The organism is Sporosarcina limicola (assembly GCF_014873855.1).
Classification (GTDB): domain Bacteria; phylum Bacillota; class Bacilli; order Bacillales_A; family Planococcaceae; genus Sporosarcina; species Sporosarcina limicola.
The window spans coordinates 1-25,675 of sequence record NZ_JADBEL010000042.1 but is presented as its reverse complement, the minus strand read 5'-3'; the positions used below and the strand labels follow the sequence as shown (position 1 = coordinate 25,675).

The 25,675-nt window shown below is 37.6% G+C and carries 27 protein-coding genes and 5 pseudogenes; 24 read left to right on the top strand and 8 right to left on the bottom strand.

Going from position 1 to position 25,675, the window contains the following annotated elements:
- Positions 1-243: IS66 family transposase (locus H4683_RS21655; protein ID WP_192600562.1), on the top strand; the 243-nt coding region annotated here is incomplete at its 5' end.
- A 271-nt stretch (positions 244-514) separates the two neighbouring features.
- Positions 515-1,405, top strand: coding sequence for a hypothetical protein (locus H4683_RS19845; protein WP_192600561.1), 891 nt, complete (start codon positions 515-517; stop codon positions 1,403-1,405).
- 313 nt (positions 1,406-1,718) lie between these two features.
- On the opposite strand, the gene H4683_RS19840 is transcribed toward H4683_RS19845, so the two are convergent.
- The 4 genes from H4683_RS19840 to H4683_RS19825 all read right to left on the bottom strand — a co-directional run bounded on the left by H4683_RS19840 (position 1,719) and on the right by H4683_RS19825 (position 4,457).
- Positions 1,719-2,729 (bottom strand): nucleotidyl transferase AbiEii/AbiGii toxin family protein, encoded by a 1,011-nt coding sequence (locus H4683_RS19840; RefSeq protein WP_192600560.1) that lies wholly within the window; start codon positions 2,727-2,729, stop codon positions 1,719-1,721.
- A complete protein-coding gene (locus tag H4683_RS19835) occupies positions 2,726-3,349 on the bottom strand; it encodes a DUF6088 family protein (RefSeq protein WP_192600559.1) in 624 nt (207 codons plus the stop codon). The genes H4683_RS19840 and H4683_RS19835 overlap by 4 nt, the downstream gene beginning before the upstream one ends.
- A 104-nt stretch (positions 3,350-3,453) precedes the next feature.
- Positions 3,454-4,026, bottom strand: a complete 573-nt coding sequence (locus H4683_RS19830; RefSeq protein WP_192600558.1) for a recombinase family protein — start codon at positions 4,024-4,026, stop codon at positions 3,454-3,456.
- A gap of 245 nt (positions 4,027-4,271) precedes the next feature.
- Positions 4,272-4,457 carry a helix-turn-helix domain-containing protein gene (locus H4683_RS19825; protein WP_225942256.1) on the bottom strand — a complete coding sequence of 62 codons (186 nt, stop codon included), beginning with the start codon at positions 4,455-4,457 and terminating at the stop codon, positions 4,272-4,274.
- Between the two features lie 526 nt (positions 4,458-4,983).
- On the opposite strand from H4683_RS19825, the gene H4683_RS19820 reads away from it, so the two are divergent.
- On the top strand, positions 4,984-5,625 hold the full coding sequence (locus H4683_RS19820) for a reverse transcriptase domain-containing protein (RefSeq protein WP_225942255.1): 642 nt from the start codon (positions 4,984-4,986) through the stop codon (positions 5,623-5,625).
- A 1,313-nt stretch (positions 5,626-6,938) separates the two neighbouring features.
- Complete coding sequence (locus H4683_RS19815; RefSeq protein WP_225942254.1) at positions 6,939-7,847, top strand: CPBP family intramembrane glutamic endopeptidase; 909 nt, start codon at positions 6,939-6,941, stop codon at positions 7,845-7,847.
- Positions 7,848-7,955: 108 nt separating this feature from the next.
- Here H4683_RS19815 and H4683_RS19810 read toward each other — a convergent pair whose 3' ends face one another.
- Positions 7,956-8,369 (bottom strand): EamA family transporter, encoded by a 414-nt coding sequence (locus H4683_RS19810; RefSeq protein ID WP_225942253.1) that lies wholly within the window; start codon positions 8,367-8,369, stop codon positions 7,956-7,958.
- A 633-nt stretch (positions 8,370-9,002) separates the two neighbouring features.
- On the opposite strand from H4683_RS19810, the gene H4683_RS21650 reads away from it, so the two are divergent.
- The 4 genes and pseudogenes from H4683_RS21650 to H4683_RS19795 all read left to right on the top strand — a co-directional run.
- On the top strand, positions 9,003-9,680 hold the full coding sequence (locus H4683_RS21650; protein ID WP_275403103.1) for a reverse transcriptase domain-containing protein: 678 nt from the start codon (positions 9,003-9,005) through the stop codon (positions 9,678-9,680).
- Between the two features lie 47 nt (positions 9,681-9,727).
- Positions 9,728-10,339 (top strand): group II intron maturase-specific domain-containing protein, encoded by a 612-nt coding sequence (locus H4683_RS22050; protein WP_275403102.1) that lies wholly within the window; start codon positions 9,728-9,730, stop codon positions 10,337-10,339.
- 157 nt (positions 10,340-10,496) lie between these two features.
- Positions 10,497-11,381, top strand: coding sequence for an HNH endonuclease (locus H4683_RS19800; RefSeq protein WP_225942252.1), 885 nt, complete (start codon positions 10,497-10,499; stop codon positions 11,379-11,381).
- 95 nt (positions 11,382-11,476) lie between these two features.
- Positions 11,477-12,382 (top strand): annotated as a pseudogene (locus H4683_RS19795) (IS1380 family transposase); the annotation flags it as partial.
- A gap of 679 nt (positions 12,383-13,061) precedes the next feature.
- On the opposite strand, the gene H4683_RS19790 reads toward H4683_RS19795, so the two are convergent.
- Entirely contained in the window at positions 13,062-13,484 is a 423-nt protein-coding gene (locus H4683_RS19790) for an integrase domain-containing protein (protein WP_192600557.1), read from the bottom strand.
- A gap of 156 nt (positions 13,485-13,640) precedes the next feature.
- Here H4683_RS19790 and H4683_RS19785 point away from each other — a divergent pair.
- From H4683_RS19785 to H4683_RS21635, 13 genes and pseudogenes are all read left to right on the top strand, one after another.
- Positions 13,641-13,943, top strand: a pseudogene (locus tag H4683_RS19785) (transposase); the annotation flags it as partial.
- Between the two features lie 633 nt (positions 13,944-14,576).
- Positions 14,577-14,765 (top strand): hypothetical protein, encoded by a 189-nt coding sequence (locus H4683_RS19780; protein WP_192600556.1) that lies wholly within the window; start codon positions 14,577-14,579, stop codon positions 14,763-14,765.
- Complete coding sequence (locus H4683_RS19775; protein ID WP_192600555.1) at positions 14,722-15,192, top strand: transposase; 471 nt, start codon at positions 14,722-14,724, stop codon at positions 15,190-15,192. The genes H4683_RS19780 and H4683_RS19775 overlap by 44 nt, the downstream gene beginning before the upstream one ends.
- A 541-nt stretch (positions 15,193-15,733) precedes the next feature.
- Positions 15,734-16,081, top strand: coding sequence for a helix-turn-helix transcriptional regulator (locus tag H4683_RS19770; protein WP_192600554.1), 348 nt, complete (start codon positions 15,734-15,736; stop codon positions 16,079-16,081).
- On the top strand, positions 16,050-16,607 hold the full coding sequence (locus H4683_RS19765) for an HAAS signaling domain-containing protein (protein WP_192600553.1): 558 nt from the start codon (positions 16,050-16,052) through the stop codon (positions 16,605-16,607). Before H4683_RS19770 ends, H4683_RS19765 begins: the two co-directional genes overlap by 32 nt.
- A gap of 2 nt (positions 16,608-16,609) precedes the next feature.
- Complete coding sequence (locus H4683_RS19760; RefSeq protein WP_192600552.1) at positions 16,610-16,834, top strand: hypothetical protein; 225 nt, start codon at positions 16,610-16,612, stop codon at positions 16,832-16,834.
- Positions 16,835-17,123: 289 nt separating this feature from the next.
- Complete coding sequence (locus H4683_RS19755; protein WP_192600551.1) at positions 17,124-17,507, top strand: DUF5391 family protein; 384 nt, start codon at positions 17,124-17,126, stop codon at positions 17,505-17,507.
- A gap of 637 nt (positions 17,508-18,144) precedes the next feature.
- Complete coding sequence (gene lanKC, locus H4683_RS19750) at positions 18,145-20,730, top strand: class III lanthionine synthetase LanKC (protein ID WP_239027749.1); 2,586 nt, start codon at positions 18,145-18,147, stop codon at positions 20,728-20,730.
- A 20-nt stretch (positions 20,731-20,750) separates the two neighbouring features.
- The gene (locus tag H4683_RS21640) at positions 20,751-21,215 is read left to right on the top strand and encodes an ATP-binding cassette domain-containing protein (RefSeq protein ID WP_192600550.1); all 465 of its coding nucleotides are present in this window, start codon (positions 20,751-20,753) and stop codon (positions 21,213-21,215) included.
- 8 nt (positions 21,216-21,223) lie between these two features.
- A pseudogene (locus H4683_RS22255) lies at positions 21,224-21,304 on the top strand (hypothetical protein); the annotation flags it as partial.
- 15 nt (positions 21,305-21,319) lie between these two features.
- Complete coding sequence (locus tag H4683_RS21825) at positions 21,320-21,586, top strand: hypothetical protein (protein WP_239027752.1); 267 nt, start codon at positions 21,320-21,322, stop codon at positions 21,584-21,586.
- Between the two features lie 25 nt (positions 21,587-21,611).
- Positions 21,612-22,127 carry a sigma-70 family RNA polymerase sigma factor gene (locus tag H4683_RS19735; RefSeq protein ID WP_192600549.1) on the top strand — a complete coding sequence of 172 codons (516 nt, stop codon included), beginning with the start codon at positions 21,612-21,614 and terminating at the stop codon, positions 22,125-22,127.
- Between the two features lie 119 nt (positions 22,128-22,246).
- Positions 22,247-22,354 (top strand): annotated as a pseudogene (locus H4683_RS21635) (hypothetical protein); the annotation flags it as partial.
- Between the two features lie 101 nt (positions 22,355-22,455).
- On the opposite strand, the gene H4683_RS19730 reads toward H4683_RS21635, so the two are convergent.
- Both H4683_RS19730 and H4683_RS19725 read right to left on the bottom strand, forming a co-directional pair.
- The gene (locus H4683_RS19730) at positions 22,456-22,881 is read right to left on the bottom strand and encodes a hypothetical protein (RefSeq protein ID WP_192600548.1); all 426 of its coding nucleotides are present in this window, start codon (positions 22,879-22,881) and stop codon (positions 22,456-22,458) included.
- Complete coding sequence (locus H4683_RS19725; protein ID WP_192600547.1) at positions 22,874-23,680, bottom strand: AAA family ATPase; 807 nt, start codon at positions 23,678-23,680, stop codon at positions 22,874-22,876. Before H4683_RS19725 ends, H4683_RS19730 begins: the two co-directional genes overlap by 8 nt.
- 190 nt (positions 23,681-23,870) lie before the next feature.
- Between H4683_RS19725 and H4683_RS19720 the strand changes: the two genes are divergently transcribed.
- From H4683_RS19720 to H4683_RS22545, 3 genes and pseudogenes are all read left to right on the top strand, one after another.
- On the top strand, positions 23,871-24,569 hold the full coding sequence (locus H4683_RS19720) for a MerR family transcriptional regulator (RefSeq protein WP_192600546.1): 699 nt from the start codon (positions 23,871-23,873) through the stop codon (positions 24,567-24,569).
- A 62-nt stretch (positions 24,570-24,631) separates the two neighbouring features.
- On the top strand, positions 24,632-25,360 hold the full coding sequence (locus H4683_RS19715; protein WP_192600545.1) for a hypothetical protein: 729 nt from the start codon (positions 24,632-24,634) through the stop codon (positions 25,358-25,360).
- A 178-nt stretch (positions 25,361-25,538) separates the two neighbouring features.
- Positions 25,539-25,675, top strand: a pseudogene (locus H4683_RS22545) (IS4 family transposase); the annotation flags it as partial.

Below are 25,675 nucleotides of genomic sequence, written 5' to 3'. Positions count from 1 at the left end.
CAAAATCACAAAACCGCCATTCTGCGGTTTATTCGAGATGACCGTGTCCCTTTTGATAACAGTTTGGCCGAACGAGATGTCCGAATGATGAAGGTAAAACAGAAAGTATCAGGATCCTTTCGAACAGTCAAAGGCGCAAAAAAATTCGCCCGAATCCGAGGCTTTGTCTCTACACTTCGAAAGCAGAATCGCGGGGTACTTTCTTCTTTGATAGCAGTCCAATGTGGGAAGTTTACCTTCTGATAAGTAAGACCTACCTAAGTAGTTACAGCGAAACAAAGTATTTATCGTTGAAGGAAAAAGGCTATATGTAAAAAACTTAAAAGGCAAAAACGTACAACTTGTACGTTTTTTGCTCATGCAAATATAAAGAAATCGCGCCACCTTGCCAGCAAGGTGGCGAATTGGAAAATTGATTAAACAGAAAATATATTATATAATATGGTTAACCATAGGAATCAGGTTAACCACCTGTAATTCAATGTTTAAAGGTTAACAAATGGAGGAGAAGAAAATGGCGGATAAAACATTTGGTGTGAAAGTTAGCGAGGAAATGTATGAAAAAGTGCGAGAGGTCATTGAATCAAGTGGTACAAGTAGTAAAGAATGGTTTGAACGCGCGATTGCACTGTACGAAATGAATGCTATTAAGCAAGGATCATCCGATTATACACAAGATTTGACGGAACTGGAGCATCACACGACACGCATGTATGAACTAATCGTCAACATGATTCAACGTTCGGTTCATTTAAAGGAATATGCTGTGAAGGAAGTGGCTGAAAAACTAGAGAGTAAAGAAGCTATCATTACTGATTTACAGGAACAAAACCAACAGTTCAAACAGGAAGTGGCAACGAAAACAGAAGGAATTCAAGCATTTGAGGAACAGGTTAAAGAAGTTGAAGAAAAACTTTTGATCAATCAAACGATGCTCGAAAATAATCAAGCGTTGATTAGTGAATATAAGGATAAGAACGATACATTAAGTGGGTTGGTAACGAAGTATCAAGGATATGCAGAGGAAAATGAAACATTAAAAAGGAACTTTGAAATTGAGAAGGCTGAGTGGATGAGGCAAGAAAATATTGACAGAATTGGATTTGAAGAAAAAATATCGGAGCTATCACAAGAGAAACAAACGGTATCCGAGGAAATACGTGTACTGCGAATGGATTTTGAACAAGCTAAAGCGAACCATGAACGAGATTTATCCCTTCTTACAGAGCGTAAGGAATTAGAGCGTGAAAAAGCAGTGGTAGAAGCAGAACGTCAGCATAACGAGGAAGTACGTAAACTGTATGATGAAATGGCAGCTCTTCGCAAAGTACATGAGGAAACGAAGGAGAAGTTGCAAGTGGAAATAAAAACTTTACAACAGCGCATATCTTCTCAAAATAAGTGAGGTAACGCTCTAATTCAAAAGGTGTAATGCATTTGAATAATTGATAAGTACTTTGAAAGTAATGGAAGTAATCCATTGAAATCTTCATTTAATGCAATACAATGAAGATGGTAAGATTTTTGACGTAGGAATTGTGTGTAGTACAGCGCCTGGTTTGGTCACCAGGTGTTTTTTATATGTTGTACGAATAGAAAAAGCGATGGTCCGTAATTGAACCATCGCTTTTTTCTATTGATTTCACAGCATGAAGTTCTACAGTAGTTAGCATTTATACTATATCCTGATGAGTGCAGGCAACTCTGTGCAGTGAGAACTATAACATCTTATTTAGTTCTTCCTGCAAATTTGTTAAGTCGTTTAAAATTTCTTTAAATGTTGGATATTCACCGAAAATCATATTTTTCATGCTAGTATAGTCATCTTGTAAACCGCGAATAGTAGCTACATTCGTTGGGACCAAAACAAGGTTTCCGAGCAGGGCTTTGTCATACTCAGCCCAATTCAAGCGATAAAAACGCTTTTTAAAATCGACTACCTTTTTTAATAAATACTTGTGTGAAAGGATAGTAGCTTTTATATTTGGACTATGTTGCATCATATAGACATCATAATAATGACGTGAATACCTTGCAGGGAGTGACTTCGTTTCTGGTCGATGTGCTTCTGCATGGAGAATGGTCGCCTTTTCCCAAAACGTACGGGACACTTCTACTGTTGGCACTGTAATCGTCTTTTTTTCAAACGGTAAATCGGGGATGTCATACACATAAGCGTGTAAGGGATAAGACGAAACCGGTGTCCATGCGGCAAGTGGTCCGATTTCTAAACGAATTTCTTTAACAATTGACGCGTCTTCATAATTTTTAGGATATCCAACTAGGACCGTTTGCGGATCTATCTTATCAATCGTAAGTGTGAACTGTTCATTAGGGCATAGCTCTTTTAATATGCCTTGCATCCTTGGAATAAAGGTTTCCTTTAAAAACACTTCGCATTTTGTATTGATTTCTTTTTTAAATCGATCTTGTGCTGTATTGCTGCGATCTTCTAATGGCTCTGTACGGCCATAACCTAGTTTTCGCCAATCCAAAATAAGGTCAATGTCTTCAGAAAATCGTTCGATTAATTGAAAGGACTTTGAAAGACTTGTGCCTCCTTTAAAAGCGAAATAATCCTTAAAAGGGCTCTGTTCAAACAATACTTCTAGCATAAAACAAACCCAAAAGTCTTTTTCTATAATGGCTTCGCTCATTTTTAACTCGACTGCTGTGTATTGGAATAAGGCTGAACGATCGTTAGGTGATTGGTTGGCGATATGAATCATAAGTAATTATGCCCATCTTGCATATTTTTCAATTCGTCGTATATCCAGTAGCGCATGGATTTCCCTTGTTCTAACAAATGATTCATTTCATCTTCATTCAATGTGTTGAATAATTTTTTGCGAATTTGGTCATTCATTTTCTCTTGTGAAATTGTTTGAATGGCTTCAATGACAATTGCTTCTTTTTTGGATAGCTTAGATATTTCCTTATTTGCTTTATGTTTAAAATAAATGTCTATCCCATTGTCCAATGTATACTTCTTCGTTGGACCATCGCTAATAAACGTGTATTTAGCAGGTACTTGTGTCGATAAACCGAGTTCATTTAATGCAGTGTCTTCAGCAGGCGCAATCGTCCAACCAAATTTTTCAGCAAACTTTTCTGCTACTTTATTTGGAGAAGCTCCAATATCTTTTTTAAGAAACGTATTGTAATTAGGTGTTTGATACAAACCTCGTAATACACGTGTTAATTTACCTTCATTGTTTAACCTGGACAATGCTCTTTTGACAGCTTCATAATTCCCAATGTCTAAAAAGTCCTGTGCGGAAATGAGTGAACCTTGTTCTAGTTGTTGGATTGCCTTTTCTATTTCAGTTTGTACAGATATTCGTTTCATTTTCATCACCTCGTCCCTTATATTATATACTATTCGGGACGAAATATAAACGGAATAGACATTTCGTTTATATTTCGGTAATAGGATGAGCGACGTTCAATGATTTATACTTGTTTTTCTTTTAAAATCTTATAAACTGTGCTTCGACCAATCTCATACTCTTTTGCAATGTCTGATGCACTTTCTCCACTTTGAAATAACTTCGCAATACGACGTTTCGTATCGGGATCTATGGCAGGTCGTCCACCGATGCGCCCACGCTTACGAGCAGCCTCCAGCCCAGCTTTTGTACGCTGCTGGATTATATCGCGCTCGAATTCGGCAAAGACGGCAAGCATCCCGAACATGGCACGTCCAGTTGGAGTAGTTGTATCAAAGCTATCATGAATACTAACGAAATCAACCTGTCGTTTTGCCATTTCGTCTGTTAGTTGATAAAGCTCCTTTGTACTGCGGGCAAGCCGGTCTAGTTTATATACAACGAAGCGGTCACCAGGAGCAGCTGCTTTAAGTGCATGATTTAACTCGCTGCGGTCCATTTTCCGCGTTGATATTTTCTCGACATACAGGACGAGATTCATTCCTTGCTCATTTGCGTATTTTTCAATAGCGATTTTTTGTAAGTCTAAATTTTGATCCTCGGTACTGACACGGGCATAGCCGATAATTCTACTCATAAAATCACTCCCAAAAGTCTATGACCATACGTTTTATGTAATATCTATTATAGACGAGTAAATAGACAAAAACAATTAAAAACAGCCTACTCAAACATTGATTTGAGTAGGCTGTTTAAATCGTCTATATAACGGTGGTTTTGTAGATATATTCTCTATTAGGGGTCCCCTCAGAAAAATGCGGATTTACAACGTTAAGGAAAAATGGACAAAAAATAAAAGCATGCCTATCGTTAAATGTTGGGCTACTCTTGTTTTAAATAACGATAAATTGTAGCGCGACCAATTCCTGTAGTTTCGACAATTTCACTGACGCTATATTGTTCAGATTTATATAAGTTGATAGCCTTTTTTAGTTCTCTTTCATTTACTTTGGGACGACTACCTTGGCGACCTCTTGCTCTGGTAATGATTATTGCGGATGTCCGCAATAATCAATTTAAGTGTGCCCGGCATGGGTAATCGCTAGGTGGTGAAAGTCCAACAGGCTTAGCAGTAGGAACTGTTAGCAGAAGGCAAGGGTGTCCCTCGCGAGGAGGAATCTGAAGGAAGCCGTATGCAAATTCTCGAACTGACGAACAGAAACTATATACAAGGCTGAATTGGGGTGGATAAGTCTGCTTAACAAGACAAAGTCCAATACTGCCCGAATCCCATACAGTAAATATAGCAGTTACATGAGAAGAAAGTGATTACTCTTACCCGGGGAGGTCTCGCGAGGGTTATTCAATTAACAATTGGATTAGTGATAATTCGATGAATCGTGAGAAGTCAGCAGAAGCCATAGTAGTTTCCTTTCGGAAATGAAGGGCTGAACAATCTTAAATCTTGGAAAACAGGGAGGTGTAGACATCACCGCCTAAGCACAGCAAAACATCGTGGCAATTGCCAAAGAGATGGCTGCCAGAGAGATAAGTTGGAAACAAAAGGGTACATAGGAGTGTGTAGGGATGTCGTATGGATATGAAAGAACGGGATGGTATCAGCTTAATCGAACAGGTTATTGCAGATGATAATCTTTGGAGAGCCTATAAAAAGGTACGGAAAAACAAAGGTGCTCCAGGAGTGGATGGAATCACAGTCTACCAACTAAAAGGGCATATGGAGAAACACTTCCAACCCCTGAAACAAAAGCTAAAGGATGGGTCCTATCAACCACAACCGGTTAAAAGGGTTGCCATTCCAAAAGCGGATGGGTCAAAAAGAAATCTGGGGATTCCATGTGTATTAGATAGAGTAGTGCAACAAGCTATTCTTCAAATCATCGAACCGATTATTGACCCGCATTTCTCGGATAGTAGTTATGGCTACCGGAAAGGTAGAAGTCAACACCAAGCCATAAAACAAGCCGAAGAATATTACAAAGCAGGCTATTGGGTGGTAGTAGACTGTGATTTAAAAAGTTACTTCGACACGATTCATCACCAAAGAGTAAGAGGATATCTTGAATATTTCATTTCAGATGAAATAATACTTAAACTGATCTGGAAATTCTTACGCTCGGGCATTCTTGACAAAGACATCTATATCGAGACGACAGAAGGGGCGCCGCAAGGGGGCTTATGCGAAGCTTTGCATAAACCACCTTATGCAAAGTAAGTAATTATGCAAAGAAAACAGTCAAAGTCTTATTGCTAATGGATATAGCTCATATTTACTTTGCATAATACATTTGATTTCCCACTCAAATAATCACGAAAATATATTCAAATTGCTCATATTAGCTCTAATTACAGTGCTTTTCTTATTTTAAGGGGCTAGATACCAGCTATCTTCAGAAATTATTATGCAAAGTAAGTCAAATTGAAATCCCGTAAATACAAGGTTTTCTTCGGTTACTTTGCATAATCATCTACTTTGCATAAGGGGGTGTCATTAGCCCATTTTTGGCAAACATCTATCTCCATCCACTAGATGAAATCATGTCCGCACGTGGGCATCGTATTACCCGGTATGCGGACGATTGTGTGCCACGAAAGCAAACGAAGTGTGCTTGAGAAGCATACCTCGTCTGCTATGCTGCACTTAAGATGAGAGAAGGCCTCTCGCAATCGCTATACAGGTAGAGATTGCAAACCGCCCTAAGGTGCTTTAGTCAAAAGCTATGGTAATTGAGCGTTAGGGGAAAAGGCAATGCAAGACATTGTCAGGTAGGTATTAGGGAGACGAAAACCATTGAACCGCTGATGAAGTATCGAAAGCGTATAATTGTCATCAAAACTGAGGGGGAGTCGTTAACTCAGGATGAGTTCGGAGGGAACCTGTTTACTGTCCGTTCGGTGACTGGTATAAAGGCGGCGGGATTTTGCCGTCGGCTTCCTTCAGAGTCCACCTCACGGTGGACACCCTTGCCTTGAGCTAACAGTTCCTACTGCCAAGCCTGTAGTGGACTTTCACCACCAAGTTATAGCCCATGCCGGGCACACAAAAGATAGAAAGTGATCGTATAGAAGTCGTTCAATCCAAAGCAATCCAAAAGCTACCATGCACGGAGAACCTATTTGATCAAGTTATTTACTGTCTACTTTTGGTTAATCAACACATGTGATAACTACCTTAACAAAACGTATATTTTATGAATAATGTGAGGAAATCTTAACAAATTGAATAAAGCCCATTAACCGTTAAATACCCGTAGGACATCAATAAACACCCTCTATATCGAATTTAGTGAGTAACTAAACCGATTAAACTAGAGGGTTTTTTCTAATGCGAAAAAGAGTGCTGTTTGGTATACTTGAATGAATAGAATGAGGAATATTTTGTGAAATAACGTTTTTTCTGAGTGGCGCTATGATTATGGATATCACGTTTCTTCTACTACTCGCAGCTATTCGGCGTGCAAAACCGCGCCAAACAACCCATGCTCATGACTATTTGGTGTGAAATCATTCGCTAATTGGAGGGATAAGATGTTTAAGAATCGATCTGGTCAAGTTAGAGCCGGCTGGCTGATTTTACTAACCTTTGCTGCCATGCTAATTGTTCAACAGCTATTTTCACTTTCTGGTATATTTCTATTGATTTTCGCAGAAGCATCTTTTAGTGGAGAGTCTGGTTATTTCGATGTACTAACTGCTCTGGATTCACATCCATGGATTTACCTATTGGTACAAGGCGGTGGTACAGCCGGTGGAATCCTAATTACTTTCTTGTTATGGCGTTTTATAAATAAGGGAACTATGAAACAGTTGGGCTTTAGAGGGTCTTTAAAAGATTTATGGTTTGGGCTTTTCCTTGGGGCAATATCAATCACCGTGATATTTAGTGTATTAATGGCAACTGCCAATGTTACACTTATGAATTCATTGTCGAGTCCTCAGTTTTCAGTGTTCACGATTTCTTTTTTCATTCTGTTTATTCTCGTTGGCTTCTTCGAGGAGATGTTCTTTAGAGGCTATATTATGTCCTCAATGGCTAGCAGAGGGAATAAAAAGTGGGTGATCTATGTAGCATCCGCTGTGATTTTCAGCGTCGCACACGGTGCAAATCCGAATGTAAGTATTTTAGGAGTAGTCAATATTGCGTTGGTCGGGATTTTATTCGCCTATATGTTTGATAGTACAAACAGTCTTTGGCTACCAATCGGCTATCATATTACGTGGAATTATTTCCAAGGGAGTGTCTATGGATTTGCGGTAAGCGGCACGGCACCGAATGGTATCTATGGCGTGGAAATAGCTGAAGGACGTGATTGGTTAACAGGCGGCGCGTTTGGTTTGGAAGGTGGATTACTAGCAACAATACTCATATTGGCAGGCTTTATCGCTACAAGACTTTATTCCAAATGGCAAAATCACGAACAAACAGGAATCCTATAGAGCTTCCTGTTTGTTCCTTTCTAAAATTGCTTCCTCCCACTCAACGTCAACACGAGAATCCCACCAAGCAACAGCGCAACACCCATCCACGCTGTCACATTTAAATGCTCACCAACAACAAGCACACACACTCAATATTGCAGCAGTAAGTGGTTCGGCAAGTGACAACGTGACTGCTGACGACGATGGAATTCGTTTCAACCCTGCTGAGAAAAGAATATACGCAATACTCGTCGTTGCAATCCCAAGGTATAACACGACCGAAATGCCACGCCCCGTCATAAGCCCTTCCGTTTCGAATAAACATAAAAACGGTAGCAGCATCATTGCACTCATTGAAAAGATAACCGCAACGGCAGGTACAGCAGCTACCTTTCCGAGTACCTCTTTATTGACAAGGGTATAAAAAGCAAACAATAACCCTGCCCCAAGTGACATCGTGACACCTACTGGATTGACGACGATTCCATCTTTATTTAAAAAGAGCAGTGCACAGCCGATAATCGCAAGCGCAGTTGCCATAACCCACACCCGTGTCGGTCGGCGTTTCACTAAAAGCCATTCAATGATTCCAGAAAAAACGGGCGCACTTCCAATTGTGACAACTGTACCGATTGCAACTCCAGTTAACCTAACCCGACTTTCGTCTTAAGAGCGTATAAATCCCGTCACACCGGGATTTATAGTTTTTAGTGTGCCCGGCATGGGCTATAACTTGGTGGTGAAAGTCCACTACAGGCTTGGCAGTAGGAACTATTAGCTTAAGGCAAGGGTGTCCATCGCGAGGTGGAATCTGAAGGAAGCCGGCGGAAAAATCCCGAACTGACGGACAGAAACTGTATATAAGGCTGAATTGGAATGGATGAGTTTGCTAAACATAACGAAATCCAATACTGCACAAGTTCCATACAGTAAATACAGCAGTTACATGGGAGGAAGGTTATAGCCCTTACCCGGGGAGGTCTCACGGACGAGTGAAACTCGGTTGAAAAAGATTTATCGTGAGAAGTCAGCAGACGTCATAGTAGTTTCCTTTCGGAAATGAAGGACTGAACAATCTTAAATCTTGGAAAACAGGGAGGTGTAGACATCTCCGCCGAAACGCAGAAAACATCGCGGTATAGACCGAAAGATGGCTGCCTATGGAGAGCTAGGTTGGAAACCGAAGGGTATATAGGAGTGCGTAGGGATGTCGACATGGATATGACAGAACAAGATGGTATCAACTTAATCGATAAAGTTATTGCAGACGACAACCTTTGGAGTGCATACAGAAAAGTGAGAAGTAACAAAGGTGCTCCTGGCATTGATGGCATTACCGTCTATCAATTAAAAGGTCACATGGAAAAATACTTCGAACCTCTTAAAAGGAAGTTGAAGGACGGTACCTACCAACCTCAACCAGTCAAACGAGTTGCCATACCAAAATCTGATGGGTCTAAAAGAAACTTGGGAATCCCGACAGTGCTGGATAGAGTAGTGCAGCAAGCTATTCTACAGGTCATTGAACCAATCATTGACCCGGAATTCTCGGAGAACAGTTTTGGTTTCCGAAAAGGCAGGGACGCTCATCAAGCCATAAAGTTGGCGGAGCAATACTACGGGGAAGGATATCGGGTTGTAGTGGATTGCGACCTAAAGAGTTATTTCGATACGATACATCATCAGAGAGTACATGCGTACTTGGAGGAGTTCATAGCAGATAAGATTATTCTGAAACTGGTCTGGAAATTTCTTCGCTCAGGTATTCTTGATAAAGATATATATATCGAAACAACAGAAGGGGCGCCGCAAGGTGGCTTATGCGAAGCTTTGCATAAGGTGGTGTCATAAGTCCTGTATTAGCAAATCTATTTCTCCATTACACGTTTGATAAGTGGATGGCTATTTATCATCCGAACAATCCGTTTGCTAGATATGCAGATGACGCAGTCATCCACTGCAAGACAGAGGATGAAGCAAAGAAATTGCACGAAGCGCTTAATCTGAGAATGAACGAATGTAAACTAGAACTACATCCCATCAAAACGAAAATTGTATATTGTAAGGATGCAGACAGAAAAGGGCACTATGAAAACATAGCGTTTGATTTTCTAGGGTACACGTTCAGACCTAGGCTGTCGAAGAACAGGTGGGGAAAACATTTTGTGAACTTCACACCTGCCATTAGTAATAAATCGAAGAAATCTATTCGACAAAAAGTGAGAGAATGGAAACTGCAATTAAAGGCAGATAAAGAGCTTTTGGACTTATCAAAGATGTTTAACTCGGCAATTAAAGGTTGGATTAATTACTATGGCAAGTTCTATAAATCTGAAATGTATGCTTCGTTAAGGCATATAAATAAGGCCTTAATAATATGGGCGAGAAGAAAATATAAACGATTAGCTCGCCACAAGAAAAAGGCAGAACAATTTCTAGGTAGAATTGCGAAACAAAATCCCAGACTTTTTAAACATTGGGATATAGGTATTGTGCCTACGGCTGAATAATGGGAGCCGGATGAGCTGAGAGGTTCACGTCCGGTTCTGAGAGGGACTACTGGGGAGGTTCCAGTGGTCTACTTACCTTAAAATATTCACAAGAAATCACAAATCAGCTTATAAAGTTTATCATGCAGTCCGGAAATATCTGAAAGATAATTTAGATTTGGAAATTTCCCCTGAAAAGTCTAAAGTTACAAACATCAGGAAAAGTAAATCTGAATTTCTTGGTTTCTCGTTAAAAGCTAAAAGAAAGAACAAAAAACATGTAGCTATAACGCATGTAGCTTCTAATAAGAAAAATGAACTATTGAATAAGGCTAGGGAACTAATCAAAAAAATACAAAAAGACCCAACCCTTAAAACAATAAATCATTATAACAGCTACGTAATGGGAATTAAAAACTACTACAAAACGGCAACACATGTCAATATCGACTTCGCTGAAATTGCCTATCGACTTTCTCGAACCCTGTACAATCGTTTAAAATATATAGGGAAATATGGTATTCCTAGAAAGCCATCAGAAACGTATAAACTATACAATAAGAATAACTATAAAACCTTTGAAATCATGGGGATACATCTGCACCCTATTGCAGATATAAAGACTGTGAATAACAGGAACTTTGGTCAGAATATCTGTAATTATACACCAGAAGGTAGAAGTATACATCAAACAATAAAAGGTGACATAGCTCGCGAACTGCAACTAATGTTGTTGAATACACATGAAGGACAAACTGTAGAATATACAGATAACAGGATTTCAAAGTATTCAATGCAAAAAGGTGTATGTGGAGTAACGGGAGAATTTGTTTATAGCTATGATGTGCATTGTCACCATATACTGCCTAAGTCGCTAGGTGGAACGGATGAATTTAAAAACCTGGTGATAGTGAATCAATCTGTTCATAGATTGATTCACGCAATAACAGACGAAACGATTGAACGATATATGCATGAACTTAAGTTGAATGGAAAACAGCTTGAGAAACTAAACAAATATCGTAAGAAGTGTAATTTGGTTGAAATTATTCTAGCAGATTAAGATGGAACGCCGTATGAAGCGAAAGTTTCACGTACGGTGTGGAGCAGGGGAAAAGGTGGCGATAATTTCAAAGCCTTACCTATTGCGATCATCACAGAAAATCTACAGCGATCATTTTTGATTTGGATTCCACGCATGCAGATGCTTATGGGAACCAAGAATCAATTGCGTACAATACTCATTATGGAACTGTGGGTTTCCATCCCTTAGTTGCTTTTGACGGTGTTACCGGCGATTTTTTGAAAGCCCAGCTACGCCCTGGAAATGTCTACACTTCCAATGGTGTCGTGGATTTCGTCAAGCCGTTGATCAAACATTATAATGAGCACTTTCCAGAGACAACGCCATTTATTCGCGGGGACAGTGGTTTTGCGGTCCCTGAATTGTATACACTTTGCGAAAAGGAATCGGTTTATTATGTCATCCGCTTAAAATCAAATGCCGTTTTACAACGACTAGCGGAGGAATACCGTCCCTCCACTGCACCAACTGATAGCGAAAAGACTGAATACTATTTTGAGGAAGCGATGTATCAAGCAAAAAAATGGGATAAACCAAGAAAAGTTGTGATTCAATCTGTTCGTCCCGCAGGTGAATTGTTCTTTACTCATTCATTCTTTGTGACCAATTTAACGGAGTCATTTACGCCTGAAGCCATTGTGCGTACGTACCAAAAAAGAGGGACGTTGGAGAACTACATAAAAGAATCCAAAAATGGTTTTGGGTTAGATAACATGACGAGCCACTCTTTCCAAGTGAACGAAGCGAAGATGACGTTAAGTCTACTTGCTTATAATTTCACCAATTGGTTGCGTACGCTAGTCTTTCCAGAAGGACAAAAACAAATGCAGATTCAGACCATTCGAAAACGGATCGTGAAAGTCGCAAGCAAATTAGTGAAGTCTGGACGGTCTCTTTATTTTAAATTGTCATCCAATTTCGTGTATCAGAAATTCTTTTGGAATATCCTCACCCGAATCCAACAACTAAAAATAGAATAAGTACAAAGATATACATTTTATGTAAAGTGAATAGTAACCAAGGGAGAAGTCTGCCCAAAATAGCGATATCCTACGCTGCAAAATGAAAAAAGCATTTATGGGACCACAAAAGATGATAGATTTACAAAATCAAAATACGTGATCATGAATTCTAGCTAAATTCACGATTTCGCGTACATGCGTGAATAATTCAGGGCATAATAATTACATGCGTTGTAGATAGTGTTTAAAATTTAATCATTGATGTTTTGTCCGATTAATTTTTAATAATTTAACCAGGGAGATTTCTTGTCCTCCTTATTGATAAACGACGTTATCGTTAGTTAGAAAGGAAATTGACGAAGGCAGCATTAGAAATGGTAAATATTTGCGCCATGATTGCATGGATAATTTAATGGATCAAGCTAAAAAAGTGCATCAGAACAACCCGAATCCTAGGCGAATTCGAGTTGTATCTTCAAATGCTGAATTTGAATTTTTTTGATATTAGGCGAATGCCTACCGTGTTTGCCATGTTGCTCAGTCTTTCAGCTCAACCTTCTCCACCGTCTAGTTAGCATTAACCGACAACGGTATCGTCGTCAGAGGGTCGCACCAAATTTTCTCACGCACTTTATGATAACTTAACAGTACTCAAGATTGTTTGATTGTTCAATGCGACGGCAAGCTATGGGACTTGTTAGTTTTCATTATTGACATTACGGGATCCATGATACATACGATTTTTTCGACCTTCGGCCGTTTCGAATTGTAGACGATTATTTTGCAGGAACTTTTCGACACGATTCACTGCTGCATGCGTTTTCTCACCAGGACGAATAAACAGCCGATTACCTCTCGGAACGTTTTGAATCCTACTTTCCATCACGTGTCGACCTTGAGCAGATAACGGAACTTGTCGCCATTTCCCATTTTCCGCTTCATTCTTCACTTGATAAACCCCAGATTTCAATGCTTGTTCTACTTGTGACCTGCTCATTGCAACGGCTTCGGTTACCCTCAACCCCATTGTCCTAGCCAACTGCATCACGTCCCGCACATCAGCTGCTGTTTCGGTGCCCCTCCGGTCGTCTTCAACCCTTTCTCGAGCGAACTGCTTCAATCGTTATAATCACGTTCTGTCCATGCTCTATCTCCCTTTACTGTGGGTGTTTCTCTAATAGGATGGAAAATGTATCTTTCAGCCCTTTATTATCGGAAAGGTTATGTTTGACGTTTGGACTCATGTCATGCATGTAGCGAATTGCACCAAGGTACCAAGTGGAAAAAATCTTACCCAAAGGTGGCAAAATCACTCGCCACAAATGACCATCTCCTTACCTTCTATAGCTTTCCGAAATCAATTTGGCGAAGCATATACTCAACGAATTTAATCGAGTCTCTTAACAAGCAAATCAAGAAATATACAAAGCGCAAAGAGCAGTTTCCGAACGAAGAATCACTCGAACGCTTCCTTGTTTCCCAGTTCGAAGATTACAACCAACGCTTCGCCACACGATGCCATATCGGTTTCGATCAAGCACGCGCGGAGCTAGTTGAGATGTTTGAAACAAAAGAATAAAAAATCACTCCTTCGAATAAGCTATAAGAAAAAACAAAAAGTGATGGTCTATAAGAAAAGGTTGAATTGTCATTTACACAAAAATATTGACACTCCCATAAAGCCATGAAGGGACGGTTTTATTAATCCAATTAAACTAAGCAGATAATATGATTGAAACCCAAAAAGGTATTTTGCTGAAAAAAGCAGTTTAAAAACACAGCATATGGTGGTTTGTTTGAATGAGCATCAACTATATACGGTATTGATAATGACGTTTTGACCTTTTTGGGGGCTAATCATAATATACAATATATCAAAAGAACACGGTCTTACCATCATTGAAGATAAGGACAAGAAAAAGGATGAATATTTAGTTTTTAATGAGTATGTTTGTGGTTATGAGAAAGCCCATTACGGTGCGATTGCACCCTCTTTAGTGATGGGATGATAGTGAGGTCAAATACGGAATTCCTCTGTTAACATATTATTCAAAAGCTAAGAGGGTATCATCGAGACGATCTCTTTTGTTTATATAATAACACGTCTGTTGATTAGCTAGTTATTTCCAATAAAAACATAGAAAAAAGACACCCCTTCTGTTACGTTGTAAAGCGATAAAACCAACATCGGTATACAGGAAAGGTGTCCTCTATGAAGCAGTTTAACATAATATCCAAGCTTTTATCCACCCTGATTTCACCAGAAGAATTGATGGAGCTTGTGGAAAAGCATCAGTACGAAGATCTTCTCGATTTCTTAGTGGCAGCAGCCCTTGAAAAATGGGCAGGTTTCCGGGATGGCATCTGTCGGGTTGTCGCCGGTCAATTATTCAACCGTTAGTAAAAAGGCCGCTGACGTTCCCTATGAAATTTTCAAGGACCTTTTTCATCTGCTAATTAGTAAATGTAATCGGGCAAAACGCCGAACAAAAGTAGTCAAACAAGCTCTTCTCCTTGTGGATTCCACGACAATCACTGTTGGTAAGAACCGCTTACCCTGGGCGCCTTTTCATGGTGAACGATCTGGCATTAAACTGCATGTGTCCTTTACATCAGAAACCGGCATGCCACTTGAAGTGAAAGAAACGGGTGGACTGCACCACGATGGTCCAGCAGGCGAATCCCTTGCGAATAAAGCATTTATCCTTGTCCAAGACCGCGCATATGGCAAGCACGCCCGGTTCGACCAGTTCAAAGACCAGAAGCAGTTCTTCGTAATTCGCCTGCGTGACAATGTCGAACTACATCAACCACGCTCACTTAAATGAATCCAACAGCTCGATTCGAATGTGCTCGGCGATGTGACGTGCCAGGTCGAAACGGAGCAATCGCGTACCATCCACCGTTATCGCGTCGTCACTTTCTGCGATCATGAAGAGCATAGTATTCGTGTCGTTACAAATGTGATGAACGTAAGTGCAGAGGGAATTGCCAACATGTATAAAGCGAGATAGGCTATCGAATCTTTTTTCCATTGGATCAAAGGCTATTTGAATCTGCCTATCCTATTTGGAAACTCTAAAAATGCAGTATTTACGCAACTTTTCATCTCATTGAGTGTGTTTGTGTTAGTAAAATGGTTTTTTGATCAAGTGAAAAAAACAGTTAGTCAATCTAGGATAAGGGAATCTGCCGAAAGGGGATTACCTATATCTGGTTAATCAACAGACGTGATATAATAAAAAATTATATAAATGCTTGTAATAAGTACCATTTAATGTTAATGTACATAACATAGTATAATAGCTGTTTATAATCAGGTATTATACTATGTTATGTACCTGAAATATAAATATAGGAGAAATAATTGTGAATGTTCAATTTAAAAAAGGCGTACTGACATTGTGTGTCTTAGTGTTAACAGCACATAAGGATCGTTACGGATATGAACTTGTAAATGAGATTTCTGATAAGTTTGTCATATCAGGAGGTGCGGTGTATTCGTTGTTACAACGTCTGACAAAAGTAGAATATTTCTCAACCTACATCATCGAGTCACAAGAGGGACCGGCACGAAAATATTATCATCTTACAGATAAAGGGAAAGTTTTTATGGAAGAGCAACTAGAAGAATGGAAATCATTTTCCGAAGGGGTATACCGTATTATTAAGGAGGGATTAGAGAATGACGAAACAGGAATTCCTAACGAAACTTGAAGGGTTTTTACGTAAGATCCCTAAAGAAGAACGCTATGAAATTTTAAGGGATTATCAAGAACATTTTAAATTAGCAGAAGTCAATGGAGAAACAGAGAAAGAAACGGTAGAATCACTTGGATCACCGAAAGCGATTGCGAAAGATTTATCAGCAGATTTTTATATCACATATGCTAAAGAAAATCGATCAATAAGTAATATCTCAAGAGCAATTTTTGAATATTCAGCACTAGGGCTTTTCAATATGTGTGTGACAATACCATTGATAATAATCCCTTTTTCAATCATTTTCAGTCTTTACTTAGCAGCACCTTGTCTGATTATTTTCCCAATTCTTATTTGGTTTAAAGTATTCTTAAATGCTGGCAGCGATTTGGTAGCAGGTATTTTTAATATTATGATACCGATTAGTATTGGTGTTTTAGTAATTATTGGAACAACCTATTTCGCTCGATGGTCCTATATTTTAATATTGCGCTATTTACAAATGAATATCCAAATCGTGAAGAGAGTGAGAGGAGAATAAGGATGAAGCATGCAATACTTGGAAAAATAGTTATAGTTACTTTAATCTTTCTTATCATTGGGACAGTTGGAACAGCAATATTAGGATTTCATCTTAAATTTATCTCTTGGGATTTAGCAACATCACAAGAGAAAGAAATCACTAATAATTTTGATAAATCTGCATCGATTGAAGTAATATCATTAACAGATTCAAGTATCATCACAACAACTACAAATAATAAATAAATCAAGGACTTTATCAAAAAGCTGAAATTTGGTAGTTGGAGAACAAAGAAAATCCCTTCAAAGGCTAATAAGGAAAGAGAAATTATAATGTATCAGAAAGATACTACCAAATCCAATAAATCTATTGAAAATAAAAACAACGCAAATGAAATTATACGTATTATAACTTATGAAAATGTACCTTATATAATTTAAGTTTGAGACTCCCGCGTCTAAAGGGAGAGCAGTTGTAGTGGGCTTTCTCGCTCGGGAAATCTGTAATATAATTTTTGTCAAGGAGGGAGCATAAATGAAAAAAAGCTTGGTTATAATAACATTGTTATCTGCAATATTATTTTGTAGCATGTATATTTTTAGTTCGATCTTACCCCCGTTGTCCGAATGGAAACCTAATATTATTAATTCTGTACGTCTATGGATAGATATCATTATATTTCTTGCCCTGTATATCATCCCTTTAATTTTGTACAAATCAGGGATTCATGCAATGAAATATATTATGGCAATATTTTGTGGAATGGGAATATTTGTATCTCTTACAATTGTGATTGGTCTTTCTATTATGAGTTCAATATTCGGAAGTGCTTCCGCATCACCAGTAGTAATTGTCCTTTGCACAGCAACATTAATTGCTAATATTATTTGGTATATCCTAGCTTTTCGTAATGTATAGAATGCACATAATAAATCATACAATAGCTTAAAGTCGGTTAGTACAGGGATAAAGTTTAAAGGATTATGACTCGGAAGTTTGTAGTTTTAAAACGTTATTCATTGAAAATCCCTCCTTTGTAAATGAAATAAAAAGATCATCCTGACAACTGATTGCAAAAGTTGTCAGGATGAACTCTACTTCTTAGTACAAATTATCGGCAGATAAAAAGACTAAGGCCACTCCATAAAGGTTGTACGGCGTTCTTTACTGCTTCACGACTTTGTAGTTTTAAAACATTATTCATTGAAAATCCCTCCTTTCTAAATTGTTATTTTTCAGGGTATTTTTAAATTGTAGATATGTACCCTTCAATACTAATGACAGTTAGAAAGAATAAAAGGTTCCCAACACATGATTTTTTTCATGTATTGGGAACCTTTTCTAATTATTATCAAATATTTACATTCGTAAGGTATTGATTTAATAATATAGTTCGTGTACTATGAAGTAGATTTAATATATAGATTTTTCTGTATATGTTTTAAAATGTAAGCGCATTATAAGTTGACTGTTAATAGAATAAATGTTTTGTGTTAGGAATTTGAATTTCAAATACAATATTAATAACGGAGGGGTCAAAATAGATATACGTTATATGAAATATATTCATGGTGATAAAAAATATTACCGTCCTTCAAAATCAATTAACACAATCAATTTAGTAGTCTCTGATATTCCGGAAGATTGGGAGACTAGATCTGATGATCACTGGACTTATTGTTTTCCAGCTAATGCTTCTTTACCCATTCAAGGTTGGAAAATACACATTAGCGCGGTTCCAGATAATGCCAAAAAAACACTTGATCTAGCATCATCTTATCTTTTAAAAAACAACGTTCCTTTTAAATATGTTTCCACACTTAGGGAGTTGATGTATAAAGATTCTAAGAATGCACATAGGGGATCGTCGGGTAAATTTATGACAATTTATCCGAAAAATGAAAATCAATTTATTTTCCTTTTGAATGATCTTCACAGTATGTTAAAACAGCTACCCAAAGGTCCATATATTCTTAGTGATAAACGATGGTTTGATGGGAATGTATATTTTAGGTACGGAGCATTTGAAGAGATGTATAATTGGGATGGAGCAACTAAGATCGCAGTTATAAAAACTCCGTCTGGAGATTTTATTCACGATCATCGTGACCCATCATATCAGATCCCTTTTTTTGTTGAGGAACCTAGGGTAATTCAAGAAATGACTAAGGAACAAGACAGGAAACAGATGGTAGAGGAATCTCATTTAAATAAGTACGATATAAAATCAGTCTTGCATTTTAGTAATGGTGGCGGCGTATATTTGGCTGACAATAAGCATTCAGAAACGCAAGTTGTTTTGAAAGAGGGAAGACCAAGTGCAGGTTTGGATGCGAAGGGAAGAGATGCAATACAACGTTTAAATCATGAATCTGCAATTCTTAAGCGTTTAAAAGGATTGGATAGTGTTGTAGAGTATATAGATATTTTCCAAGAGTGGGAACATAAGTTTATGGTTGAAGAATATGTTCCTGGTAAAACACTAAATACATGGTTAGCAGAATCTTATCCTGCCTCTATTAATAGTAATAATATGGAATACGGTGATATGGCCATTCCTATATTAAATCAAATAAAGAAAGCTATACAAGATATTCATTCACGTGGTATTGGAATGGGAGATTTGCAACCATCCAATGTGATTATTACTGACACAGGTAACATTAAGCTTATTGATTTTGAATCTGCAGGTAGTATTAATGATGCTACACCTTCAGGGTTGATAACCTTGGGATTTACTGGGGATGCCGGTTTGACCAAAGAACAAGCGGATTGGTTTGCTCTATTACGTATTGCTAGGCTTATGTTTATTCCCATTGGGTCAGTCCAAGATTTAGCCGAAGATATACTTAGTAAACATGATACATGGATCCAAAAGCATTTTGGTGAAAAAGTAGTTGAATTGATAAAATATTTTGAGTTTGAATGTGAAATCCGATCAGCAAAAGCAGTTGATAGTGTTCTTTCTGTACCCAATAAATATTTGAACAAAAACGATGTCAGTCACATTAGTTCTAACCTGAGAAAAGGGATTGTTCAGGATCTTAGCGAAGACATAAACCTTCTTCCCGGAGATATTCGTCAATATGAATCCTCTGGTGGGCTTTTGAATATCCTAACAGGAGGTTTTGGGGTGGTTATGGCATTAAAACGTACCGGATCCTTACCTGATAAGGCTAGAGAATGGGCTTTTAAGTATAGTAATGAACAATATTTAAGTAAACTCGATAATGGCCTTTTTACTGGGAAGTCTGGAATTGCTGGTGTACTTTATGAAATTGGAATGACAAAACGTTCGAGAGAAATTTTTGAATCAATTCCGAGTGAAACTGACAGTGAAGATATCTCTCTTCGTTCAGGATTATCAGGTATAGGTTTGGCTTTATTATCTGCATCTATCACATACAATTCCAAATCATTTTTAGAAAACTCAATAACAATAGGGCATAAATTAAAGAGTCTTTTTGAAAGAAATGTCGCAGTTAGACCAAATGAATTTGATCCTATTCCTATCGGTCTTATTGATGGGTGGTCTGGGGTATCTTTATTTTTTAGTAAGCTTTATAGATATACTAAGGACGATATGTGGTTGGATTTATCATTACAAACTCTGGAAAAGGATATAAATAATTGTTCATTTATTGGACAAACTGGTTTATTTCAAGCAGAGGATGAAAAAAAGCGTGCTATCCCTTATTTGTCTGGAGGCAGTGCTGGAATAGGTCTTGCCATGATTGAACTGCGTCATTTACTTGGATATGAAAAATGGAATAATGAGTTACACGGCATCGGAATGGCAACTATATCTAAGTGTTTTTACAATTCAGGTCTATTCCATGGATTAGCAGGAATGATCTCTTCTGCAAATGCTATAGATATTGAACTTAATCTAAAAGAAGATAGTAGTTACGTTAATAAAGCGTTAGAAACTATTAATCTGCATATCCTTGAAGAAAAGGGTTCGTATTTTATTCCTGGTAACTATAATTTTAAACTTTCTGGAGATATTTTTTCAGGATCCTCAGGGGTGCTTTTGGTAATCAATGATATTGGTACATCTGGTTATTCTTGGCTACCTATAATGAATCTTTCTGAAATATTCCCATCATTAAAAAATCGGAGACACTTTGAGGTCTATTAAACAACCAAATTTTCACTGAAATGCAAAAAGCCTTGGGTGCAAGTGAACGATTAGATCAAATTCATTTAATAGACGTAGAAAATAATACGCCTAGAATTGAATATCAAAATAATATAAATGATATAGATAATACACTATCATTTTGTAATGTTTCTTTCTCTTATAAAGAAAATAAATCAATTCTAAAATCACTAAATTTTCAGGTGAAAATTGGACAAGTAACTGCTTTTATTGGTCCAAGTGGCGCAGGAAAAACAACACTTTTTTCATTGATAGAGTGTTTTTATAAACCTACTGAAGGAAACATCTCTTATAAAGGAAAGTCTATATATGACATATCTTTATTTGAATGGCGTAATAAAATAGCTTATGTATCTCTGGATTCTCCTGTCATGTCGGGAACAATAAATTCAAATTTAATCTATAGATTAAATTTGAATTTTCGGAATAGTGGGTTAACAGGAATGTTAAACATGCAGATTTAAAAGATTTTATCGAATCTTTACCTAATATATATGAAACGGAAGTCGGTGAAAGTGGAATTCGGTTATCGGGAGGACAACGTCAGCGATTAGCAATAGCGCTGGCAATGATTCGAGATCCAGAAATTTTACTACTTGATGAAGCTACAGCCCATCTGGATAGCGCCTCGGAAAAACTCGTTCATAAAGCTTTAGAAACATTGATGAAGTCCAGAACAACATTGCTCATTGCTCATCGGTTGGCTACAGTTATAAATGCAGACCAGTTGCTAGTATTAGAAGAAGGTATAATTACTGGAACTGGCAATCATAAAGAGTTATTAGAAAAACATTCTCTTTATAAAGAACTTGTGGAACACCAATTGTCAATTTAATCTCTTTAAAAGGGGAATCATATGTGTGCAGAACAAGTTAAATATTACAGAACAATTAGAATATATTTTACATGAAGAGTACAATTCTAATAAATTATATATTATAGCTTTAAGCATCACAAAAGATAGTTACTTGGCAGAAGATGTAGTACAGGATTCTTTTATTAAGATGAAAGAGAAGTACCATAAACTAGAGGATAAAGAAAAGTTGAAACCATGGCTTAAGAAAATTGTTCGTAATACAGCAATTAATGTTTATATTCAGCAAAAAAAAATGAGAGAAAGATTAGTATTTGATTATAATCTAGAAAATGAAGTATGCTTAAAAAATTCAGTCGAGGAAATTATCGACCAAAAAGTTAATGAAGAATTTGCAAATCAATTGATTTCAAAATTAGAACCACAATTTCGTCAAGTCATTATTCTTAGATACAAAAAGGATTTAACTTTAAACGAAATAGCACAAGATCTCAATATTAGCTTGGGAACAGTTAAATCACGATTGAATCGATCTCTGTTTAAGTTAAAAAAATATTTATAATCACGTTTTAGTGTTATAAGAATATGTAGCAATGCATTGGCGTATTCATTTATGCTAAATGCCCTTTGATTGTTGTTGTGACCCCTAAAAGTTAGAGTTTTATATTAAGCAGCCAATTTGCTGACAAATGGAGCTTTAAATACAATGCAAAAGCTTCAGCGAAATCAACTATGACAAAGGTCAGTGCTAACATAAGTTATGAATATGATGTAACAGACCAATTCTAGTTTCACTTTTCTTGATAGTATTTTTAAAAAGGCTGCAGAATATGCAGCCTTGGTGCACGAGTTCTTTTTTATGATTCCATACCTATCAAAAGTAGAAATTTCTACTTTTGATAGGTATCCCTTTGTTGATTGTCTTCGGAAAATGCCTCAACCATAAAGTCGAACTGTCGTTGCTGGCGATCTGTTAATTCGTTTTTTACATAGCTATCAATTAACGTTTGCAAGATAACGTATGTTTTATGCTCGTCCATAAAGGAGCCGAGTAAATTCAATTCACTATGAATCAAAGTAGGAACTTTTAAACTTTTGGTACTGTTCGACTTTCCGACACCTAATTTTTTTCGTGGTGTAGGTGGAGCGATTTTTGTTGTTTCAGGTGTTACTGCTGGCGTAACAGGAGTAGAGATCTTTTGCTTATTATGCTCTGTATAGCCAAAGTCCATATCACTTTTCTTTACAGGAACAGAGGGCTGCATGATAGTCGGTTTCATTTTCTTTTTGATTAATCCACCTTTTTCATTACTCATACTTACCGGCCTCCTCGAATTGGGACAGTTTCGCTTCCAACTCGTCAATGACATCTAAGAAAACTTGATGTGCTTTGCGATCATGCATATCATTATTCGTAATCCCTGTAACATCCCACGCCTTTAGCCGTTCTAAGTGCTTGATGACGCTTTCCATGACGTTATCATTGCCGAACATTTCTTTTGCACGTTCGAGCGTAGAAATATCGACACGCCCACCTGGTCGAAGAAGAACAGGAAGAACACCTGCGACTTGGATATCTGCATCGTAGTTATCTGCCATGAATTGCAGATACTTTATATACGTTTCAGCACCTTCTAACGATAGTTCTTGCGCTTGCAGGATGATTAATACGTAATCAGCAGCCATCATCGCGTTATCAGAGAAATCACTGATTGTCGGAGGTACGTCAATGAAAATATAGTCATAGTCATCACGAATCGGATCAAGGAGCTTCTTTAAGTACGAAACTTGGTCAATTTCTTCTTTTACATTGGCATATAAGAATTTCGGTAAATTTTTAAAGGATACCTGTGCAGGAATCACGTGCAGATTATCCGTCATTTTGACGATGCATTCCTTCAACGAGCCATTTTGGAAGCCTTCAAAAATACTTGTATTGATCTCCGTTACTCCTGTCGAACGTGCAATCAATGTACTCGCATTGCCTTGCGGGTCCATATCTACAAGTAGCACCTTTTTATTACGGTCAAAGGCTAGTTCCCAACTTGCCATGACAGATACCTTCGTTTTTCCTACGCCACCTTTAAAATTCCCTACTACAATCGTAATTGCCATCTTTTCATCTCCTTAATATCAAGTTCTCAATCTATAAACTAAGTATAACTTAACGAAAAACACTTTGCAAAATTCTTCTTTGCAAATTTCTACTTTTATTACTTTTAATATTTCGTGTATCGATCTTAGGGTTCTTTTTCATTGAAGGGAAAAGCCTTTGTGACGTTGAACATGTCATAGGGGTGATGATATGGACAACGTTATCAATACCAGCATGAAAACCAGTGAAATAGCCAGCAGATTGGGGTTAGAGACCGTTACGATACGTAAGTATTGTCTTGAATTAGAGAAGCGCGGATTCGTCTTTCAGCGTAACGATGGGAAGAACAGAGATTTCACAAGTAAGGACTTAAACGCACTTTCTCAGATGAAACATTTGATCGAGGTTGCCAAAATGAGTCGGGTCGCGGCTGCTAACGTTGTTGTTGCCGGTCATGGGACTTCTGATGATACGGGTAGTGAATCACCGTCTGTTTCCGTATCGTTGTTTAAAACTGATGGAACAAGGGGATTGGACGAGGTACAACGTTACTTAGATCAGCAAGACGACCTTATCCGTAACGTTCAAAACGTCAATATTGCAGTAATTTCGATGAAAGAAATGATGGTAGGATTTCAACAGCAGCTAGCGACGGTGACCGAAGAGAATCATGCCCTAAAGGGAGCAAGAAGAAGCCAGTACACCACTGACTTCTTGACTGTCCACAGGCTTAAAATCAAACTCAGGGAAGAAGCTGAAGCATTGTGGCAACTGGAGCAGGAAGAGAAACGGCTTATAAAAAGATGGTTCCGTAAATCAGAAGAAAATCACCTGGAGAAAGACCGATTTATCCGAAACTTTGTTGATGCAAACCTTGAAGAATCCTTGAAAATCGAAATAAATGACTAAAAAACAACGAAAGTAGCACTAATAAGGTACCGCAGTAAATTTTAAAAGAAGAGGTGACCGTTTTGGATTGGGGATTAATGATAGTAAACGTAGTGGGTTTGTTTTTATTAGGCTTATTTATAAAAAAATATTTGCCAGCTTATATGGACCAGAAAGGAAAAAATTTAGCTACCAAAGAAGATATAGCAGAGATTACTAGAAATACAGAGGAAGTAAAAGTGCTATTTCAGAAGGAAATAGCACTTTTTTCGCAAGAATTAACTTTTGAAAATGACTATGCCTTTAATCGCTATAGCATCCTTTATGCTAGGATTTATGGGATTGTAATACAGTCGGAATATGTAAGATTCTTCTTCAAAAAACATAAAATTCGAGAATTGAGTTTAGAGGAATTTCCCTTTATTGAAATAAACCGTACTCAAATTAAACAACAAAGACACCCTTCCACAGGTGAAAAATTATCGGAAGAAATACGTTTTATAGATGATGAAATGACTTCTTTCAATAAAAAAGAATTGTGTGATTACATAATCAAAAATAGTGAGTATGCTTCCCCGAAATTATTGAAGTTAGCAATAGCCTATAGATATGCTTGGAGTAATTATGGTGGAACCAAAAATATTGAGGGTGAAAAGATGTCAGCGGCCTTTAATGAATCGGAATTTGAACTGATAAAGGAAATAGTAAAGACGATCATCGTGGAATACAATGAGATGAGAAAGATTGTGAATCTTAGTTACAGCGAACATGAATTAACAACTGGTAAATTAGAACATATCGAATTTAAATAAGTAATTTGTTATTAACTCAACTTTCGCACCCAATAAAACAGCCTAATCAATTGACTGCACTAGCCTTGTAGTCAAACCAATAGGTCTGTTGACAATTTTACGACTAAAAAAACACCTCATTCTTTGGTATAGTGAGATTAACGAGAAATCACTACCAAATAGAAGAGGTGCTTCCTACATGATAGATCAAAACCATGAGAATAATCAACTACCAAAAGAACTAAACGCCGTTTTTTCCGAACTAGAGGTCTTTAAACATTTACGCAACGCCGGCGTTAAAAAGTCAGTCGGTTTCAGCTGTTCATACTTATTCCG